This window comes from Fictibacillus nanhaiensis, from assembly GCF_019801215.1.
Taxonomy (GTDB): domain Bacteria; phylum Bacillota; class Bacilli; order Bacillales; family Fictibacillaceae; genus Fictibacillus; species Fictibacillus nanhaiensis_C.
The window spans coordinates 792035-811987 of the sequence record NZ_JAHVJO010000001.1 but is presented as its reverse complement, the minus strand read 5'-3'; the positions used below and the strand labels follow the sequence as shown (position 1 = coordinate 811987).

Sequence of the window (19953 nt, the reverse complement as noted above, 5' to 3'; positions counted from 1 at the left end):
TGCCTTTTTAATCCTTATATGTGTTTTTTGTTCTCAACCAAGCCGTAATTCCGATCGCTTTACATACTGAAAAATAATGCAAAAGCATTAACAGAACCGAGCCTGCGTTCATTCCAATGATAATACCATGCATACCCAATGATGGCTGTGACCCGAGAATATACATAAGAGAAAAAGAGATAACCGTTGCCCAAACTGATTGGAAAAAGGCAGTAGTGATTAATCCTAATCCAATTAAATAGGCCTGAAGCGGGATTAAAAAAAAGGTGAACAAAAAACTAGGCCATAAAAGCTCTAGGTACGTTGCAGCTGAAGCTGAGTGAAAGAACCTCATAGTGAGATGCTCCGAAAAAATCAAAAAAACGATCACAGCAGGGAATCCATAAGCTGCTGTAACTCCCATTACTCTTACAAGTAGCTTTTTTAACTTTCCTCTATTTTTTTTCGCTGTCGCTTCTGAGACGGTAGGAATTAAAACGATTAATAATGAATGAGCAATAAAGGCCGGGAAAAACCCGATAGAAATTGCCACACCAGCAAGCAGTCCAAATTGCTCTGTGGCTGCAATACTTGATAGCCCTGTAAAGGAAAGGGAATATTTTATTAGGAATGGCTGAACAGCATTTGTCACAGCATGAAATAGGCGTAAACCAGTAGTTGGAATCGTTACAGCAAGTAAGCTCTTCGTGACTTCACCTGCACTCAAAAATTGATTAGATGATGCAGACTTCATTTTGCGGTATTGAATCAAATAGGCTGTAAATAGATAGACAAATACGATGAGTTCACTTCCAACAAACGTTGCTAAAGCCACGAGGATTGCTGTTTCATTATCAAATGAAAACATTTGATAGATGCCTATTAATAAAATTAATTGTGCCATCTTACGAAATAGATTTGAAAAAGCGAGTTTCCCCATCTGCTGTTTTCCCATAAAAAAACCTCGTGCGATAGAGGTTAAAGAAATAAGCGGGATCAATACGACCATTAACCATCTTATAAGAGGGTGGTAGCTGTTGAATACAGGGACAAATGGGAGTACGAATACGGCAATAATAATCATGGCAAACGTCATGATTATGGTTAATTTTGTTGCATGCTTTAACATGCTATAATGTTGGTTTTCCTCTTTTTCTGCTACAAATTTTGAGATGGAAATCGGAAGCTCCAGGCTAGCGATAATAATAATTAAAATGACGGTTGGAAAAATCGACATATAATGTCCTAAACCAAGTTCTCCTAATTCTCTTGCTAAAATCATATTTACGATGAATTCCAAACTTTCACCCACGAGGGCAGCAACCGCTAGCAACAATACTCCTCGAAAAAAGATTTTCATTTCATGCTGCATCTCCTTGTACACTTTGTCCTCCTATTCATATGCGATGATGAAACAAACAAGACCTGAAAGGACTTCTTACAAAAAAAGAGAAGAATAAGATAACGATGAAAGAGAGGACGAACATTATTTATGACCATTTATGCAGATAATCACCCATTATTGATAAAGACCTTAAAAGAAAGAGAAAGAATTTCAGATGAGTGGCTTCTGAATAGACTTCACCATTTACTGCCAGCTCTTATGAACAAATACAACATGGACATGTGGATAATTGTGGGAAGAGAATATAACGAAGATCCAATCAGTTATACTTTGTTACCTTCAGTCATTGATAGTTCTAGAAGAATTACAATTTTCGCTTTTGTTAAAGGTGAAGATGATCAATTAAACAGGTTTGTAATCCACCCCAATAAGCAATTTGAACCTTTTTATACGTGTTACGAGAATTTAAATGGAGACAGTCCCTTTGATACATTAAGAAATCTAATCAATACGTATCATCCACAAACAATTGGTATCAATAAATCCGCTCATTTTGCATTTTGTGATGGTCTAAGTCATTCATATTATAGGGAATTAGTTGATTCGATTGGCGAAAAACATTCCTCAAAGCTAATTTCATCTCAAGAACTTGCACTGGATTGGCTGCAGCTGCGTACAGAATCAGAACTAGATACTTATAAGGAATTAGCTGCTATCACGAGAGAAATTGTAAAACGAGCGTTCTCAAATGAGGTTATTTCGCCATATGTAACAACAACTCAAGATGTTGTCGATTGGGTGAGGCAATATGTTTTAGATCTAGGCTTGAAAACATCCTTTTATCCAACTGTAGATATTCAGAGGAAAGGGGCATTGTCCGATCGCTTGGAAGGAACCATTTTACCTGGAGATATTGTACACCTTGATTTTGGCATAGAATATTTAGGTCTTTGTACAGATACTCAGCAGCTTGCTTATGTTTTACATTCTGAAGAAAAAGAAGTACCTGTTGGTTTAGCTGACGCACTGAATACAGCAAATCTTTTTGAAGATATCTTTTTTTACACTTGTAATCATGGTATGACTGGTAATGAGATTTTCACAAAAGTAATGAGCAAAGCAAAGAGTGAGGGGATAAAAGCTATGCTTTACTCCCATCCAATAGGAAATCATTGTCATGCTGCTGGTCCATTAATTGGGTTATATGATAAACAAGAACCCCTTCCAGTTCGCGGTGAGCTACCGGTTCAAAATAATACGTGTTACGCTTTGGAGTTTAACATCAGACATTATATACCTGAATGGAATCAAGATATCCCTATCTATCTTGAAGAATCGATCTGTTTTAGGGAGAATAAAATGCAATATTTAACAAACAGACAAACAGAATTTTTCTTGATTGAAAATAAAAAGTAGGATTTGCCATTTGAAATCTTCTCAATCCTTTAGTAAAATGGGAAACTGTGTGTTTCTAAGAGAATTTATTAAGGGAGGGGAAGGTCATTGTTATTACTAGGAATTGAAAACGAAAACGAAAAAAAGCTCGATAGAGAAGAACTAGAATTTCAAATCCTCCGCTTACAAAATGATATGAGACATATAGCAAAAAACTATGATGTAATCGGAGTCGATCAAACAAAAGAAGACAACCTCGTTATCGTGTACAAATCTGAAGAACTAGATCAATGTAAAGTCATGTTACATGACTGTGAAACCAGATATGAGGGATGGGATTTTGCCATCGATGCTGTTTATGAAAATGATCAAACACTTCATATCGGTGATATTAAAGGTCCTGCTAATAAGGGATATGGAACCATTTGTATGCATTATTTAAAGGAAATCGCTTCAGATAATAATGTGCCTGTCATTAAAGGTGATATTGCACAAAGAGACTGGGATCATGTGGAACGTCTTATTCATTTTTATGAAAAACATGATTTTGATATCGAATTGGATTCAGAAAACAAGTGCGGAAAAATTGAATGGAAAGATTATTAAACAAGAAGATGTGTGTCATAGATACGCGTCTTTTTTTACGGGCAAAAATGCGTTTTAAAATTAACATATGAACTTTGGCTCACTTTTTTGTTTATACGCTCTCTATTATTGGGTAGATAAGGTGTATTGAATGAACAAGGAGAGATAATGCATGACTGTGACTCATTTAAAGACCAATAAGGAAAACAGTTTATCAGAACGGTTTGAAATTGCATTTAATCAGATTCACAAATGTCTCATTGATAAAGTAAAAGATACAAATGATGACCGGTTTAAAAATTTAGTTGAAGTTGGGATGAAAAAGCATTCCCTTATCAGGTCTTTTTATAATGAGCTTTGTCAGTTCGCCAAATTGAGAAATGCAATTGTTCATGAAAAAGTGGACTATGATTTTTATATTGCTGAGCCTCATTTAGAAATTGTAGAACGTATTGAGAAGATATCCGCTTATTTTATGAAACCAGAAACAGCTCTTAGTATCGCTACTAAGGAAGTACACCATTTTAAAGAAGATGATTGTTTAGCAGATGTGTTAAGTTGTATCCGTGAAACCTCTTACTCTCGATTTCCCATTTATAATGATAAAGGTGAATTCCTTTGGTTGCTAACAGCCACATATATCCTGAACTGGCTGACAGACCGTCTTGCGGATCAAGTAATTGATTTAAACAATGCAAAAATATCTGATATCGCGAACAAGAAGGAAAAACAACTGGTTGCTTTCATCTCAAAAACTTCTAGTATCTTTAAGGCAGAACAAATCTTTGAATCGTTCCATAAAGAAGGAAAAAAACTAGAAGCCATCATCATTACATTGGATGGGAGCGAAAATGAAAAACCGCTAGGAATTGTAACCTCATACGATTTGATTGAAATTGATTTGGATACTTAAAAAGACACTTTAATGAAGTGTCTTTTTTTGAAAGCACATCATTGAGGCCATTGCAGTTCTATTGATATTGCTCCAATACAGAAAAGAAATTAATAATAAACTCATAAAACACTTGTTCTGCAGGTGCAAGATCTCGACCTCGTGGTGTAATTATGCCAACGGTTCGCTTAACGTCAGGAATTTCGATAGGAATCTTAACCGTAAAGCGCTGTTTCGTTTCATAAAAGGAACTATCGGGTAAGAGTGTTACACCCATTCCTGCTGTAACTAAGCCTTTTATCGCATCCAGATCCTCACCTTCACAAGCGATTTTAGGTATGAAGCCAGATTCTTTACAAGCATTGACTACTACTTCACGTAATATATACCCATCAGGAAATAGTACGAAATGATCATTTCTTAAATCGCTTAATAAAAGGCTTCTTTTTTCAGATAAAGGGTGCTGATCAGGCAATAAAGCGGATATTTTTTCTGTAAACAAAATATGACCTTCAAGATCAGGATCATTTGTAGGGACTGGACCGAGAAACGCAAGATCAATATCGCCACTTTTGACGCTCTCCGTTAAAAACCGATAAGATCCTTGTCTTAGATGAAACGCAATATTTGGATGCTCTCTTTTAAAAGCAGATACAACTGTGGGCAGCAGGTGACTGGCAAGACTCGTAGGAAACCCGATTTTAATCGTACCTCGCTCAGGATCCAAATATTCTTCGATCTGCTTTTTAGCGTGTTCGATCGCTTTCATTGCCGTTTTAGCATGTAACAAGAACATACGTCCAACTGATGATAATTTAATATTTCTTCCTTCTCGTTCGAACAATTCTACACCTAATTCGGCTTCAAGATTTGCAATCTGACGGCTTACTGCTGATTGTGCAACATGAAGGGCAAGGGCAGCTTCAGATACATGTTCTCGCTCTGCTACTTCTATAAAATAGTGCAACTGTCGAATTTCCATCACTTATCACAACCAATCATTCTCATTTCGAGATCATTTTAATCTAAATTATATATTGTTTCGATTAATTATCCAACTTAAACTAAAAGAAAGAAAGTTTTGAACATTAAGTTTAAAACGTGAAGGGGGAGTAACCGATGACCTACAGTCATTTACCAAAACCTCAAGGGTTATATAGTCCGCAATTTGAACATGACGCTTGTGGAATTGGTCTTTACGCTCATCTAAAAGGGCATGCTACCCATCAGATTGTAAAAAAAGGACTTCATATGCTATGCCAGCTTGATCATCGGGGAGGACAAGGAAGTGATCCTCTAACAGGTGACGGAGCAGGCTTGATGACTAAAATACCACACAAATTCTTTAAAAAAGTGTTGAATTTCGAATTACCAGGGAACGGACAATATGGTGTTGGAATGGTCTTTTTCCCAAATGATAAAGAAGCACAGCAAAAACTTGAAAATAAGATTAACTACTTTATTAAAACAGAAAAACAAACGTTGTTAGGATGGAGAGAAGTACCGGTTGATACGGCATCTATCGGTAAAAAAGCCCAAGATACTTGCCCGGTCGTTAAGCAAGTATTCATTGCTTCTAATTCATCCATCACTAACAATCTTGATTTTGAACGCAAACTTTTTATCATTCGCAAACAATCTGAACATTGGGCGAGAGAGAATGGTTTGCAAACTTATTTTACGAGCCTTTCCTCTCAAACGATTGTTTACAAGGGGCTTTTGACACCTCAACAAGTTGATGCCTTTTATACAGATCTGCAGGATGAGGATTTTGTGTCCCCATTCGCTTTAGTGCATTCCCGTTTTAGTACAAATACGTTTCCGACATGGGAACGTGCACATCCGAACCGCTATTTAATTCATAATGGTGAAATCAATACTCTCCAAGGAAATATGAACTGGATGAATGCTAGAGAAAAACAGTTTGTTTCTGAAGCATTTGGTGAGGATATGGAAAAGTTACTTCCCATTCTAGATGCAGATGGCAGTGACTCCTCCATATTAGATCAAGCATTTGAGTTTTTTGTATTAGCAGGAAGAAAGCCGTCACATACTGCCATGATGATGATTCCAGAACCTTGGGATGAAAATCAGCATTTAGAAAAAGAAAGACGTGCTTTTTATGAATATCATAGCTGTCTAATGGAGCCGTGGGACGGTCCTACCGCAATCTCATTTACGGACGGAAAACAGATTGGTGCAATTTTAGACAGAAATGGATTACGTCCTGCAAGATATTACGTCACGAAAGACGATTATATTATCTTTTCTTCAGAAGTAGGGGTCATAGAGGTTCCTGAGGAGAACATCTTGTACAAAGAGCGCCTAAGTCCTGGCCGCATGTTGCTCATTGATCTAGAAGAAGGACGAATTATTACTGACAATGAAATTAAAACAGAAATGGCTAACGAGAATCCTTATGAAGAATGGCTGCAGAATGGCATTCTTCGTTTACATGACTCACAAACAGAACCTGCTGTTCAAATTGAGGATATAAGAAAAAGACAAAAAGCTTTCGGTTTTACGTATGAAGATATCCATAAATACTTGCTGCCCATTATTACAGAAGGAAAAGACCCAATAGGATCAATGGGGAATGATACACCTTTAGCTGTGTTATCAGACCGCCCTCAATCTTTATTTAACTATTTTAAGCAATTGTTTGCCCAGGTGACGAATCCGCCAATAGATGCGATTCGTGAAAAAATCGTGACCTCAACATCGACACTTTTAGGCAGTGAAGGAAATCTACTTCACCCTGGTCCAGAGAATGCAGAGAGAATTCAATTAGTTTCTCCAGTTTTAACAACTAATGAATTTAATCAAATCATTGGAAGCGAAATACCTAACTTTAAGCCAGTAACATTAAACACGATTTTCTCTAACAATCTGGGTTCAGCATTGATTACTTTGTGCAGCGAAGCCGAAAAGAGTATCGCAGAAGGCGCGTCACTCCTCATTTTATCTGATCGCAGTATGAATAAAGATCAAACGCCGATTCCTGTACTACTAGCAGTAAGTGCATTGCACCATCATCTCGTTCAAAAAGGGATGAGAACAAAAGTAAGTCTTATTGTTGATTCGGGCGAAGTAAGAGAAGTGCACCATTTTGCAGCGTTAATTGGGTACGGTGCCGATGCCATTCATCCCTATTTAACGTACAAAACTTATGAACAAGCTATTGAAGACGGTCATATCCAGCTATCATTTCAAGAAACGATAAGGACATATAAAAAAGGGGTAACAGACGGCATAGTCAAAGTTATGTCTAAAATGGGAATTTCAACGGTCCAAAGTTATCGCGGTGCTCAAATCTTTGAAGCTATTGGGATCGGTAAAGACGTAATTGACCGCTTCTTCCCAGCTACAGCTTCACAAATAGATGGAATCTCATTAAAAGAGATTGAAAGAGAAGCCCGATTACGACACGACCAAGGGTTTACAGAAACCATCGAAGACACGCTAGAACCAGGCAGTGATTTTCAATGGAGAAGCTCCGGTGAGCACCATGCCTTTAATCCAAAGACGATTCATACGTTGCAATGGGCATGCCGCAAGAATGACTATACGCTTTTTAAAACCTTTTCCAAACTTGCAGATGATGAACGAACAACTTTCTTACGTAATTTATTTACGTTTAAAAAAGAAAAAAGCATTCCACTTCAGGATGTTGAACCTGTTGATTCTATCGTTAAACGCTTTAAAACAGGTGCGATGTCATTTGGTTCACTCAGTCAAGAAGCCCATGAATCCCTTGCAATTGCCATGAACCGACTCGGTGGTAAGAGCAACAGTGGCGAAGGCGGAGAGGATCCTGACCGCTTTACTCCAGATGTCAATGGAAACAACAGACGAAGCAGCATTAAGCAAGTTGCGTCTGGACGATTCGGGGTAAAAAGTCATTACTTGGTAAATGCTGAAGAACTTCAGATTAAGATGGCACAAGGAGCTAAGCCAGGTGAGGGTGGTCAGCTGCCTGGCAATAAAGTATATCCATGGGTAGCAGATGTAAGAGGCTCAACACCAGGAGTCGGACTGATTTCACCACCTCCGCATCATGATATATATTCAATAGAAGATATGGCTCAGTTGATTCATGATCTAAAAAACGCAAATCGTCATGCAAGAATCAGCGTGAAGCTCGTAGCAAAATCAGGTGTGGGAACCATTGCGGCTGGTGTTGCAAAGGGTGCAGCCGATGTGATCGTAATTAGCGGGTATGATGGTGGAACAGGCGCATCTCCAAAAACAAGTATTAAACATACTGGGCTTCCATGGGAGCTTGGACTTGCTGAAACACATCAGACATTAATGCTGAATGGTCTTAGAGAACGAGTGACGCTAGAAACCGACGGGAAATTGATGACAGGTAAAGACGTAGTGCTCGCGGCTCTCTTAGGAGCTGAAGAATACGGTTTTGCAACAGCACCCCTCATCGTTTTAGGCTGTGTAATGATGCGCGCTTGTCATTTAGATACTTGTCCGGTAGGGATTGCTACACAAAATCCTGAACTGAGGAAAAAATATACAGGCGATCCTGACCATGTCGTGAACTATATGAGGTTTGTTGCGGAAGAGATACGCGAGATTATGGCACAGCTAGGTTTTAGAACGATGGATGAGATGGTAGGGCGTACTGATGTATTAACAGTAGGCGAACACGCTAAAAATCATTGGAAAGCGAAACATTTAGATTTGTCTAAGCTTCTTTACCAGCCTGAAGGAATTCGTACGAAACAAACGCCGCAAGATCATAAGATTGATCAAACATTAGATGTAAGAGAAATACTTCCTATATTAAGTCCAGCTTTAGATGCCAATAAATCTGTATCGATTGATCTTGCAATAAAGAATACAAACCGTGTAGTTGGTACGATTGCTGGCAGTGAGATCACAAAACGATTCGGAGAAGAAGGGCTGCCTGAAGACTCAGTGACGCTCACTTTCTCTGGATCAGCAGGGCAGAGCTTCGGTGCATTTATTCCAAAAGGAATGAGCCTTTATTTGAACGGTGATAGCAATGATTATTTAGGTAAAGGCCTTTCAGGTGGAAAAATAATCGTTTCCCCTCCAAAAACCGCTGAATACTTGGCAGATGATAATGTTATCGTTGGAAATGTTGCGTTTTATGGAGCTACAAGTGGTGAAGCTTTCATAAATGGAATAGCTGGAGAACGATTTGCAGTTAGAAACAGTGGTGCAAACATAGTTGTAGAAGGGATTGGAGATCATGGCTGTGAGTATATGACAGGTGGGCGTGTCGTCGTTTTAGGCGATGTTGGAAAGAACTTTGCTGCCGGAATGAGTGGCGGCACCGCCTATATTCATACTCATCAACCATTGCTGTTCAAAAGACTCTGCAACAATGATGGCCTTGAGCTTGAAAGATTAAGTGATTATGAGGAAACAGAATCTCTTAAACAACTTATTGAAAAGCATTTTGTTTATACAAGAAGTATAAAGGCCGCTGCTGTTTTGAAAAACTGGAAAGCAGAACAATCCTTTTTTATTAAAGTAATTCCAAAGGATTATAAAGAAATGATACAGAGGATTAATGATGAAAAGGAAGCGGGATTATCAGATGACGAAGCAATCATGAGTGCGTTTGAAGCGAGAAAATCCCCAAAAAGAAAAGCCGGCAGACCAGGTCCAACGCAAGTAATTTTAAAATAACGGCACGAAAGGAGAGATGAAAATGGGAAAGCCTACTGGATTTCTAGAATTTCCACGTGAAGAAACGAAAGACAGAAAACCACTCAAACGGCTTAACGATTGGAATGAGTATTCCGAAACACAATCAGACGAAACCCTTAAACGTCAAAGTGCACGTTGTATGGATTGTGGAACACCTTTCTGTCATATCGGTATTGAGATTAATGGGGCAGCAGCTGGTTGTCCCATTAATAATCTAATTCCTGAGTGGAATGATCTCGTTTACCGTGGAAAATGGAAAGAAGCGCTTGAGCGTCTTCTAAAAACGAACAATTTTCCTGAATTTACTGGAAGAGTTTGTCCGGCTCCTTGTGAAGGATCTTGTACCTTGGAACTAGCCGGACCGTCTGTAACGATTAAAAATATTGAACGAGCAATCATTGATAAAGGTTTTGAAAATGGCTGGATCGTCCCCCGTATTCCACAAAACCGGACGGGTAAGAAAGTAGCAATCGTAGGTTCTGGTCCTGCCGGTCTTGCTGCTGCTGATCAATTAAATCAAGCAGGACATTCGGTAACGATTTATGAGAGAGACGACCGTCCTGGCGGGTTACTGACTTACGGAATCCCAAATATGAAGCTCGATAAAGAAATTATAATGAGACGCATCCGTCTTTTAAGACAAGAAGGAATCGATTTTGTTTTGAACACAGAAATCGGAAAAGATATCGAGGCTGATGAATTAAAGAGACAGTTTGACTCTGTTATTTTATGTACTGGAGCTCAAAAACAAAGAGACCTTGTCTTAGAAGGCAGAGAGTCTCTAGGTGTTCATTATGCTATGCCTTACTTGACTCAATCAACAAAACGGTTGCTGGGAACAGATGTTTCTAACGAACAAATGATTGACGCAGGAGGAAAGAACGTTATTGTCATTGGTGGCGGGGATACAGGGGCTGACTGTGTAGCTACTGCTCTCCGTCAAAAGTGTAAAAGCGTTGTTCAGTTTGGCAAGCATGCAAGATTACCTAAAGCCCGTATCTCTTCTAACATGTGGCCAGAGCAGCCTAACATTTTTACGATGGATTATGCCTATGAAGAGGCCACTGCTCAATTTGGTTCAGACCCTAGAGAGTATTCTGTACAAACGAAGAGGATCGTCGCAGATGATTACGGCAATGTAAAAGAACTTCATACGATTCAAATGAAAAAAACATCTGATGAAAATGGAAATATCGTTTTTGAAGAAATTCCTGGTACAGAGAAAATATGGCCAGCGGATCTAGTATTTATCGCGATTGGTTTTGAAGGTCCGGAGCAGCCGGTTTTGAATAAATTTGGAGTGGATCTACACGAACGTAAAGTAAATGCGGAACATGGTAATTACAAAACGAACATAGATCGAGTGTTTGCTGCAGGGGATACGAGACGCGGACAAAGTTTAATCGTTTGGGCGATACAAGAAGGTCGTGAATGTGCTAGAGAGGTTGACAACTATTTGATGGGGAGCTCCGTTTTGCCTTAACGCTTTTTTCCATGCTACAATTAAATCCGAAAGCCAGATCTCTTCACGATGTGATAAAATAAGGGCTGGCGATGAAAATATTTTATTTATAAATAAGGAGTAGAAGCATGGAAAAAGTACTCATTTTTGGTCATAAAAATCCTGATACTGACACAATTACTTCTGCGATCGTATATGCAGACTTAAAATCAAAATTAGGGCAAAATGTGGAACCTGTAAGACTTGGCGAGATTAACGGAGAAACTCAATTTGCTCTCGACTACTTTAAGGCAGAACTTCCTCGTTTGGTAGAAACGGTTTCTAATGAAGCAGAATCTGTCATTTTAGTAGACCATAACGAACGACAACAAAGTGCTAATGACATTGATCAAGTCCGTGTTCTTGAGGTAATTGATCACCACCGAATCGCAAACTTTGAAACAAGTGATCCTTTATATTATCGTGCTGAGCCTGTTGGTTGTACAGCAACCATTTTAAACAAAATGTACAAAGAAAAAGGAATCACTGTCGAAAAGAATATAGCCGGATTGATGCTGTCTGCAATCATCTCGGATTCTCTTTTATTTAAATCCCCAACATGCACAGATGAAGATGTAGAAGCAGCTCGTGAACTCGCTGAAATTGCAGGAGTTGATTCAAAAACATATGGTCTTGATATGTTAAAAGCAGGTGCTGATCTTAGTGATAAATCAGTAGAAGAACTGATCTCACTTGATGCAAAAGAATTTAATATTGGTGCAAGCAAAGTAGAAGTAGCCCAAGTTAACACAGTGGATGCGAGTGATGTTTTAACACATCAAAATGATTTAGAAGCTGCTATCTCAAAAGTAATAAATGAAAAGGATTTAGATCTTTTCATGTTTGTGGTCACTGACATTTTAACAAATGACTCAACAGTACTAGCACTTGGAAAAAAAGCACAATCTGTCGAAGATGCTTACAATGTTAAGCTGGAAGACAACACTGCCCTATTAAAAGGTGTTGTTTCACGAAAAAAACAAATTGTTCCTGTACTAACAGAAGCAATGAGCAAATAACACTTAAAAAAGATGGAGTAATCCATCTTTTTTCTTTTCTGGAAATTTATAAAAGAATTGACAATTTCATTTTGCCTGCTATTATAAAAAGCAGATACCAACTCAATATCGAACAAAACCGCTAGGGGTGCCTTCAATAAGGCTGAGATCGAAGTGTGACTTTGAGACTCTTAGAACCTGATCTGGATTATACCAGCGTAGGGAAGTGGTGTTACGAAAACTGATGTCTGTTTAATATGTTTTCAAACAACCACTTTCCTATGTTGAAAGTGGTTTTTTTGTTGGATTAATACAAAAAACAGGAGGATTCACATGAAAGCATTTACTGAAATTTTACGGGAGAAAGCAGATCTAATCTGGGAAGCGAATTTAGAGCATCCCTTTGTTAAAGGTATAGCAAACGGTGACTTATCTCTTGAATGTTTCAAATACTATGTTTTGCAAGATTCTTACTATTTGTCACATTTTGCAAGAATACAAGCCCTCGGAGCCGCTAGAGCACATGATTTATTTACAACATCCAGATTGGCTGCACATGCACAAGGAACGAACGATGCTGAATTAGCACTTCATGAAACGTTTATTAGACAGCTAAATATCTCAGAAGAAGAATTATCAGCCTTCATGCCATCTCCTACTGCGTACAACTACACGTCACATCTATATCGCGTCGGCGAATCTGGTAGTTTAGGAGAGATTATTAGCGCAATCCTTCCATGTTATTGGATTTATTATGAAATTGGCCAAAGATTTAAAGTAGCTGTTCCTGCTGAACCGATTTACCGAGAGTGGATTGCCGCTTATGGAGGAGAGTGGTTCGGACAACTTGTTCAAGAACAAATAAATAGGCTGGATGTTTTGGCTGAAGATGCTAGTGACGAAGAGCTTAGAAGAATGACGAATCATTTTTTACTTAGCTGTCAATATGAATACCTCTTTTGGGAAATGGCTTTTACTTTAGAAAAATGGCCAATACCCATGAAAACAGTGGCAAATGACTTAAGAATTGAAAGAGGAAAGCAAAATGCGTAAAGGATTAAAGTTAACAGATATATTAGTAACGATTGTTGTTTCAATTGGCTTTGGAATCCTATATAAGTTATGGGGACCGCTCTATTACGCAGTAAAACCTTTCGGGCTGCATGTTGATCAACTCATTTATGGAATGTGGTTTATAGCTGCAACAGTAGCCTTTTTAATCATTCGCAAACCGGGTGTAGCTCTACTCGCTGAAATTGCAGCTTCATCTGGAGAATTTTTAATGGGATCTGAGTTTGGAATTGAAGTTTTAGTATACGGTATCGTTCAAGGGGTATTTGCAGAAATCATACTGATGGCTTTCAGATACAAACGTACTGACTTAATGGTTATTTCTTTGGCAGGGATAAGCTCTTGTATAGGATCATTGATTCTAGATTTTTATAAAGGATACATCGGAGATCTAGAAACATGGAACCTAGCACTTTATATAGGATTCAGATTTATAGGCGCGATACTGTTCACGGGTGTTTTAGCCATTATGATTAATAAAGCACTTGAAAGAACCGGCGTTACAAGCTTATTACGTCCAGGATCTAAAGATGATTTCGATGCATTAAATCAATAATCGAGGTGTAGAGGATGGATAATGTTTCTTTCGTTGATCATTTAAGATTGAAGTTCCCTCATGAAAAGAGTTTATTGTTTAAGGATTTGAGCCTTTCTTTTCATAAGGGTGAAAAGGTATTATTGCTTGGTCCATCAGGATGTGGAAAATCCACACTTCTGCAGGTTCTTTCTGGACTTATTCCAAAGGCGATCGAAGTCCCAATCAAACACGAGAAAATACAAATCCCCGAAGCATGGGGGTTTGTATTTCAGGATCCTGACTCACAATTTTGTATGCCATATGTTGATGAGGAGATTGCGTTTGTACTAGAAAACCTTCAAGTCCAACGAGACGAGATGATCGAAAAAATTCAGGAATTGTTAAACACAGTAGGACTACAAATAGATAACATTCATACTCCCATACAATCACTCTCCGGGGGTATGAAACAGCGATTGGCTATTGCCTCTGTTTTGGCACTTAACCCAGAAGTGCTTTTTCTAGATGAACCAACCGCTCTTTTAGATGAGCAGGGGACTGCACAAATATGGGATACGATTAAAAATATTTCTGAACATAAAACCGTAATTATAGTTGAGCATAAAGTAGATCAGATTCTGGATTTTATTGACCGTGTTATCGTATTTACCCCTGATGGAAAAATTTTGGCTGATGGTGATGTTTCTTATGTTTTTTCTAATTATCAAGAAGAACTTGATCATTATGGAATCTGGTATCCTGGGGTTTGGGACAGTTATCTGATGAGGAATAAATTAAATAAACACTACAAAAAAGACGGGAATAAGCATTCCTTGCGTCTTAAAAATTTTAAAGGTTTTCGAAATAAGGAAGTGATGATTGCCGTAGAGGATGCTGAAATATATCCAGGTGAATGGATTTCGGTTATCGGAAAAAATGGATCAGGAAAAAGCACGCTATTATTATCACTAATGCAACTATTACGTACAACAGGAACTTATACAATCCATAATCAATGCATTCATAAGATTGAAGATTTACAAGATAAAGCCTATTTTGTATTTCAGAATCCTGAATATCAGTTTATTACCAATACAGTCTATGATGAAATTACATATGCCCATCAGATTAAAAAAGCAGATCAGCAAGCAATCCGTAATAATGCAGATGAAATTCTATCCATATTTGGTCTTAAAGATAAAATTAAGCATCATCCATACCAACTCTCACATGGACAGAAACGACGGCTGAGTGTTGCTACAGCTTTCGTACAAAGTCCTAAACTATTATTATTAGATGAACCGACATTTGGACAAGATTCAAAAAACACATTTAAGCTTCTTGAAATGTTGGAGAATCAACGAAAAACCGGGACGATCATTATTATGGTTACACATGATCAACAAGTGATAAAGCATTTTGGTACAAGGGTATGGGAAGTTCAAGGAGGTAAGGTGATAAAAGATTGGAAAAACAATCAAAGAAGCAAGGAGGATAAGAATGCATACAGCTTTTCACAGTAAAGAGAACTGGCTGCATAAAGTAAACCCTTCTTTTAAATTGATTTGTATAACACTATTATTTCTTTTTGTTCTCACCATTCATAATTTGAACTTCATGATAATGTTCACGATTGCAATCGCCCTTTTATTCATACTCTTTACTGGTCAATCACTTAAGCGGATCTTATTGTTTTTGTTGCCATTTATGCTCATTTTTCTTTCTACCGCTTTATCTATGATTTTTTTCGGAAAAGGAGAAACGACACTTTTTAAGTGGGGACTCGTACATGTTACGGAAGAAAGTCTTTTTCGAGGTATTCATATAGGGTTTCGTGCTTTATCGTTTGCTCTGATGGGGTTAACATTTGCCCTTACAACGAGACCCGTCCTGCTGTTCTATTCACTCATGCAACAATTGAAGCTCCCTCCAAAATATGCCTATAGTTTTATGGCGGCTATCCGTTTAATACCGATCATGATTGAAGAGTTTCAAACCATCCGATATGCCCGTAAAGTAAGAGGATTGCAATCAACAAAAGGGATGAACAATATTTTAAAATTGTCGATATCAATACCCATTCCATTGCTCTCACAAAGCATTCGTAGAGCTTTCCGGATCGCAGTTGCGATGGAAGCTAAAAGGTTCGATTCCTCTGTAAAAAGGACATTTTATTATAAAATGAGAATTTCACCGTATGACTTTATCTTTTTATTTTATTTTATTTTGTTGATTGGTTTGGCGTATTTTATCGCATTTAATCACCCCCTTATCCCTGTAACGGATGTTCGTTATTAACCTCAAAAAAGAGCTGGCTCAAGGTAATATACACCTTTAGGAGCACGCTCTTTTTATTTGATAATAATAAGATTCTCTTTTTGTTTTATTAAAACTTTATGGTCACCTTTATGTAACTGTTTATAAATTGCATACGGGACAGATAATTCTTTTCCGTTTGAAAAAACGACCTTATATAGAGGTTGAGTTATTATGGATGACCCCACCTCAATGACTTGATCTGATTGCACTTTGTTAATGATATATCCTTTGTACTCTGTGTAGGTAAACTCTTTTTCTACAAAACCAGCCCACGCAGAGTACAGTAAAAACCCCGCTAAAAAAGGAATTAGAATGGTAATCATTCGCTTCATAAAAACACCTCTTTCTATTGTTCGTTAAAATCCTAAAAAATATAGAAAGAGGGAAGAGACTTCATAAAAAAGGGTTTATCGCTTTTTTCCATAATAATAAAAAGGAGCTATAACCTTCACGACCATTCATTATTCTTTGATTGATTCAGAAGATGGTTATGCCATCTTGTCAACAAAAGTAAAGTTAAAATTGCTCCCAACAATGTCAATGACATATCCCATTGAGCATCCCATATATCACCTTGTGCGCCCATGAAGTTTTTTGAAGTTCTATCTGATACCTTACCTGCAAGCCATTCAATTATTTCGTAAAAAGCAGACATGGCCAGGGTTATACTAATAGCAATAAACTGTAGCCACTTGCTTATAGGTAAAGACGTTTTTAAGATCAGTATCTCTCGAATCACGATAAAAGATAAACCTTTAATAAAATGCCCAAACCGATCATAGTGGTTTCTTTTCATATCATAGTTATCCTGAAGCCAATCAAATAACGGTACATCATCATACGTAAAATGACCACCAATAAACGTTAAAATGGTTAATAGGGCAATGATGGAGTAAGAAAAGGATGTAAGCCTCACCTTGTTATAAAAATAAAGAAGGACGAGGACGACAATGACAGAAGGTCCTACTTCTAAAAACCATATTCCATATCCAGCCGGTTTAATAGCAGACCAGATGAAAAAAGCAATAACGATCAGTAATAGAGTTAAATGAAATTTGTTTTTGTTCATCATATATCCCTCACAATCTACCTATAGTATTGAATTTCTTCGGTATCCATATACTTGTTTTCAGCAAATTGACCATTAAAACCTATAAAAGGATGTGTATCATCATGACGAAGAAAATTGCTGTAGCTATTCTTCACGGAATTGGAGATCAAAAAGAAGATTTTTCTGATGTGTTTTCGGAAGAGATAACAAAACGATTTTCACAAAATTTAAAACCATACTTTCCTTCACCAGAAAGTGAACTCGTTATTCAACCTATCTATTGGGGAATTGTTTTCAATGAAAGAGAAAATGAGATGTGGAGAAAGCTCTCTGCGGATTCAAGACTTGATTTTGCAAAGTTAAGGAAATTTGTTATCCACTTTTTCGGAGATGCCATCGCCTATCAGCCATCAGCAAATCATAATCCCAATTACATAAAAGTTCATGAAACGTATGCGCGAGGTCTTCAAGAATTAAGTGAGGCTGCAGGATCTGATGCACCACTTTTCGTAGTTGCTCATAGTTTAGGAACTGTAATTACGAGTAATTATTTTTACGATTTACAATATATACCATATAGAATTCCAGACAGTATAAAACAAAATATGCGTGACACTCCGTTAGAAAAGGGGGATACGTTAACAGGGTTTTATTCAGCGGGAAGTCCCCTTGCCTTATGGAGTCTCAGATTTGCGGATTTTGATTTGCCCATCCAAGTTCCATCCCCCCAATTAGGAAAGATACATACTGGACTGAGCGGAAAATGGTTAAATATGTACGATAAAGATGACGTATTCGGTTATCCGTTAAAACCACTAAATGACGCTTATGATAAAGCCGTTCATCAAGACATGGAAATCAATAGCGGTAATTGGATTAACAGTTGGACGCCATTATCGCATATGTATTATTTCACAACAAATGAGATTATTAACACGATTGGAGATGACCTAGCAGAAACTTGGAAAAAGATCAATCTAAAGAATAAGTGATTTAACATCTATTTGAGTTCAAGAATACACTAGAAAATGATCTTATGAATTGGACGGTTCTCAAATGGATAATCAGCAAAAACAACAAGTCGGATCTGTCATTCAAGCCATTGGAACAGTCATTTCAGCAATAGCTAATACTCCTAGCAGGTATTTAAATAAGGGATTACAAGATGGCTTAGATTTGATCGGAAACGCACTTCAGGCTACTGGAAATGCTTTAATCGCAGATGGACAACAACCATTAACACTGACTCGGATCGGGAATGAAGTACAAGCCCTCGGAAACACAACCGTTATAGCAGGAATGGTGATTCAATTTGAAGATACCACAAAACAAATATTGAATATAAAGGGAAACTTACTCCAAGCCTTTGGAGCAACCATAGAACTCGGAGATGAATTAGACGGAGAACCTTCATTAGAACAGTCACTTACTATCATTTCAAACTTGCTTCAGGCAGCTGGTAATTCGTTGCAAGCTTTAGGTGGAAGGTATGCTTTAGAATTTCCAGAAGGCGATGGAGCATACAGCCAATCTTTACAAGTGGCAGGAAGCTGGATTCAGGCTGCAGGAGCCGTCCTATCAGCTTTAATTGAAACTAAATGTACAGATTAATCGCTATCTTTTTTAAAAGGAGGACTTCTTAAGTGAATGAATATGATACAAAAATAACGAAAGAAATTAACAGGTTAGGAATTCACGCTCAGCACTATATTCTTAATGACTCTTGCCATTCTGTAGAAGAAGCAGCAAATGAAATGAATGTTTCTCCAAACTTGTTTGTTAAAAACATTTGTATGATTGGTGAGAAGGATGAAATAATCATAGCAATTGTAAAAGGACAAGACATGGCAAGCACTTCACACGTAGGCAAAGTCTTAAACACCATTCGTCCAAGACTTGCAAATGAAGCGGAAATCTTAGAAAAGACGGGTTTTCCTGCTGGTGGAGTTCCTTCATTTGGTTTTCCGGCTCTTTTTTTAATTGATCAGAAGGTAACAGAACTTACATACATATACACGGGTGGCGGCACCCCATATTCTTTAGTAAAAATAGCTGTAGCAGATATGATTAAAGTGAATAACGGCAGGGTGGCAAGAGTGAGGAGATAGGATTCATCTATAAACAAAAAAAGGAGTAAAAAAAATGGGATTAATCATTGCAGCAAAGGAAATGCATCTAAATAACCTTACAAAAATGGGGAAGGAATTATGGCCTGAAAATGACTTTAATGAACTGAAAAGTGAGTTTTTGAACCTTCTACATTCGGATAAGGATAAATTGTTTTTATTTTTAAAGAATGAAGAGCCTATTGGATTTATTCATGTTTCCATTAGAAGTGACTATGTAGAAGGTGCTATATCGAACCCAACCGGCTTTGTTGAAGGAGTATACGTAAGGCCAGATCTTAGAAGAAAGGGAGTTTCAAAAAAACTGCTAAAAGAAGGAGAGGAATGGCTTAAGACAAAAGGATGTAAACAGATTGGTTCAGATATCGAACTAGAAAATGAAGCGAGCTACAAGTTCCATACGAACGTTGGCTTTAAAGAAGTCAATCGAATAATCGCGTTCATTAAAGATATCCATTAAATAGTAATTATTCAGTTCGC

Annotated in this window: 18 protein-coding genes and 1 riboswitch; of the genes, 14 read left to right on the top strand and 4 right to left on the bottom strand. The window is 37.7% G+C overall.

Annotated elements, in window-relative coordinates:
* Positions 1 to 7: 7 nt before the first annotated feature.
* Entirely contained in the window at positions 8 to 1363 is a 1356-nt protein-coding gene (locus KUV80_RS04215; RefSeq protein ID WP_338083464.1) for an oligosaccharide flippase family protein, read from the bottom strand.
* Positions 1364 to 1471: 108 nt separating this feature from the next.
* On the opposite strand from KUV80_RS04215, the gene KUV80_RS04210 reads away from it, so the two are divergent.
* From KUV80_RS04210 to KUV80_RS04200, 3 genes are all read left to right on the top strand, one after another.
* Positions 1472 to 2740, top strand: coding sequence for a M24 family metallopeptidase (locus KUV80_RS04210; protein ID WP_222461416.1), 1269 nt, complete (start codon positions 1472 to 1474; stop codon positions 2738 to 2740).
* Positions 2741 to 2827: 87 nt separating this feature from the next.
* The gene (locus KUV80_RS04205; protein ID WP_222461415.1) at positions 2828 to 3325 is read left to right on the top strand and encodes a hypothetical protein; all 498 of its coding nucleotides are present in this window, start codon (positions 2828 to 2830) and stop codon (positions 3323 to 3325) included.
* 151 nt (positions 3326 to 3476) lie between these two features.
* Positions 3477 to 4217 (top strand): CBS domain-containing protein, encoded by a 741-nt coding sequence (locus tag KUV80_RS04200; protein ID WP_222461414.1) that lies wholly within the window; start codon positions 3477 to 3479, stop codon positions 4215 to 4217.
* 58 nt (positions 4218 to 4275) lie between these two features.
* Here KUV80_RS04200 and KUV80_RS04195 read toward each other — a convergent pair whose 3' ends face one another.
* On the bottom strand, positions 4276 to 5178 hold the full coding sequence (locus tag KUV80_RS04195) for a LysR family transcriptional regulator (protein WP_222461413.1): 903 nt from the start codon (positions 5176 to 5178) through the stop codon (positions 4276 to 4278).
* Between the two features lie 137 nt (positions 5179 to 5315).
* Between KUV80_RS04195 and gltB the strand changes: the two genes are divergently transcribed.
* The 7 genes from gltB to KUV80_RS04160 all read left to right on the top strand — a co-directional run bounded on the left by gltB (position 5316) and on the right by KUV80_RS04160 (position 16275).
* Positions 5316 to 9869, top strand: coding sequence for a glutamate synthase large subunit (gene gltB / locus KUV80_RS04190; protein ID WP_222461412.1), 4554 nt, complete (start codon positions 5316 to 5318; stop codon positions 9867 to 9869).
* A 22-nt stretch (positions 9870 to 9891) separates the two neighbouring features.
* Positions 9892 to 11373 (top strand): glutamate synthase subunit beta, encoded by a 1482-nt coding sequence (locus KUV80_RS04185; RefSeq protein ID WP_222461411.1) that lies wholly within the window; start codon positions 9892 to 9894, stop codon positions 11371 to 11373.
* 107 nt (positions 11374 to 11480) lie between these two features.
* Positions 11481 to 12410, top strand: coding sequence for a manganese-dependent inorganic pyrophosphatase (locus tag KUV80_RS04180; protein ID WP_222461410.1), 930 nt, complete (start codon positions 11481 to 11483; stop codon positions 12408 to 12410).
* 113 nt (positions 12411 to 12523) lie between these two features.
* Positions 12524 to 12631: riboswitch (TPP riboswitch) on the top strand.
* 91 nt (positions 12632 to 12722) lie between these two features.
* Positions 12723 to 13442: a thiaminase II gene (gene tenA, locus KUV80_RS04175; protein WP_222461409.1), complete on the top strand. Its 720-nt coding sequence runs from the start codon at positions 12723 to 12725 to the stop codon at positions 13440 to 13442.
* On the top strand, positions 13435 to 14016 hold the full coding sequence (locus tag KUV80_RS04170) for an ECF transporter S component (protein WP_222461408.1): 582 nt from the start codon (positions 13435 to 13437) through the stop codon (positions 14014 to 14016). The genes tenA and KUV80_RS04170 overlap by 8 nt, the downstream gene beginning before the upstream one ends.
* A 14-nt stretch (positions 14017 to 14030) precedes the next feature.
* A complete protein-coding gene (locus KUV80_RS04165) occupies positions 14031 to 15500 on the top strand; it encodes an ABC transporter ATP-binding protein (RefSeq protein ID WP_222461407.1) in 1470 nt (489 codons plus the stop codon).
* Complete coding sequence (locus KUV80_RS04160) at positions 15478 to 16275, top strand: energy-coupling factor transporter transmembrane component T family protein (protein WP_222461406.1); 798 nt, start codon at positions 15478 to 15480, stop codon at positions 16273 to 16275. Before KUV80_RS04165 ends, KUV80_RS04160 begins: the two co-directional genes overlap by 23 nt.
* 53 nt (positions 16276 to 16328) lie before the next feature.
* Here KUV80_RS04160 and KUV80_RS04155 read toward each other — a convergent pair whose 3' ends face one another.
* Both KUV80_RS04155 and KUV80_RS04150 read right to left on the bottom strand, forming a co-directional pair.
* On the bottom strand, positions 16329 to 16628 hold the full coding sequence (locus tag KUV80_RS04155) for a hypothetical protein (protein ID WP_222461405.1): 300 nt from the start codon (positions 16626 to 16628) through the stop codon (positions 16329 to 16331).
* Positions 16629 to 16744: 116 nt separating this feature from the next.
* Entirely contained in the window at positions 16745 to 17365 is a 621-nt protein-coding gene (locus tag KUV80_RS04150; RefSeq protein WP_222461404.1) for a DUF2238 domain-containing protein, read from the bottom strand.
* A gap of 104 nt (positions 17366 to 17469) precedes the next feature.
* On the opposite strand from KUV80_RS04150, the gene KUV80_RS04145 reads away from it, so the two are divergent.
* The 4 genes from KUV80_RS04145 (at position 17470) to aac(6') (ending at position 19933) form a co-directional block, all read left to right on the top strand.
* Positions 17470 to 18339: a chemotaxis protein gene (locus KUV80_RS04145; RefSeq protein ID WP_222461403.1), complete on the top strand. Its 870-nt coding sequence runs from the start codon at positions 17470 to 17472 to the stop codon at positions 18337 to 18339.
* Between the two features lie 64 nt (positions 18340 to 18403).
* The gene (locus KUV80_RS04140) at positions 18404 to 18958 is read left to right on the top strand and encodes a DUF6944 family repetitive protein (protein ID WP_222461402.1); all 555 of its coding nucleotides are present in this window, start codon (positions 18404 to 18406) and stop codon (positions 18956 to 18958) included.
* 32 nt (positions 18959 to 18990) lie between these two features.
* Positions 18991 to 19455: an aminoacyl-tRNA deacylase gene (locus KUV80_RS04135; protein ID WP_222461401.1), complete on the top strand. Its 465-nt coding sequence runs from the start codon at positions 18991 to 18993 to the stop codon at positions 19453 to 19455.
* A gap of 34 nt (positions 19456 to 19489) precedes the next feature.
* Positions 19490 to 19933, top strand: a complete 444-nt coding sequence (gene aac(6') / locus KUV80_RS04130) for an aminoglycoside 6'-N-acetyltransferase (RefSeq protein ID WP_222461400.1) — start codon at positions 19490 to 19492, stop codon at positions 19931 to 19933.
* Positions 19934 to 19953: the final 20 nt, after the last annotated feature.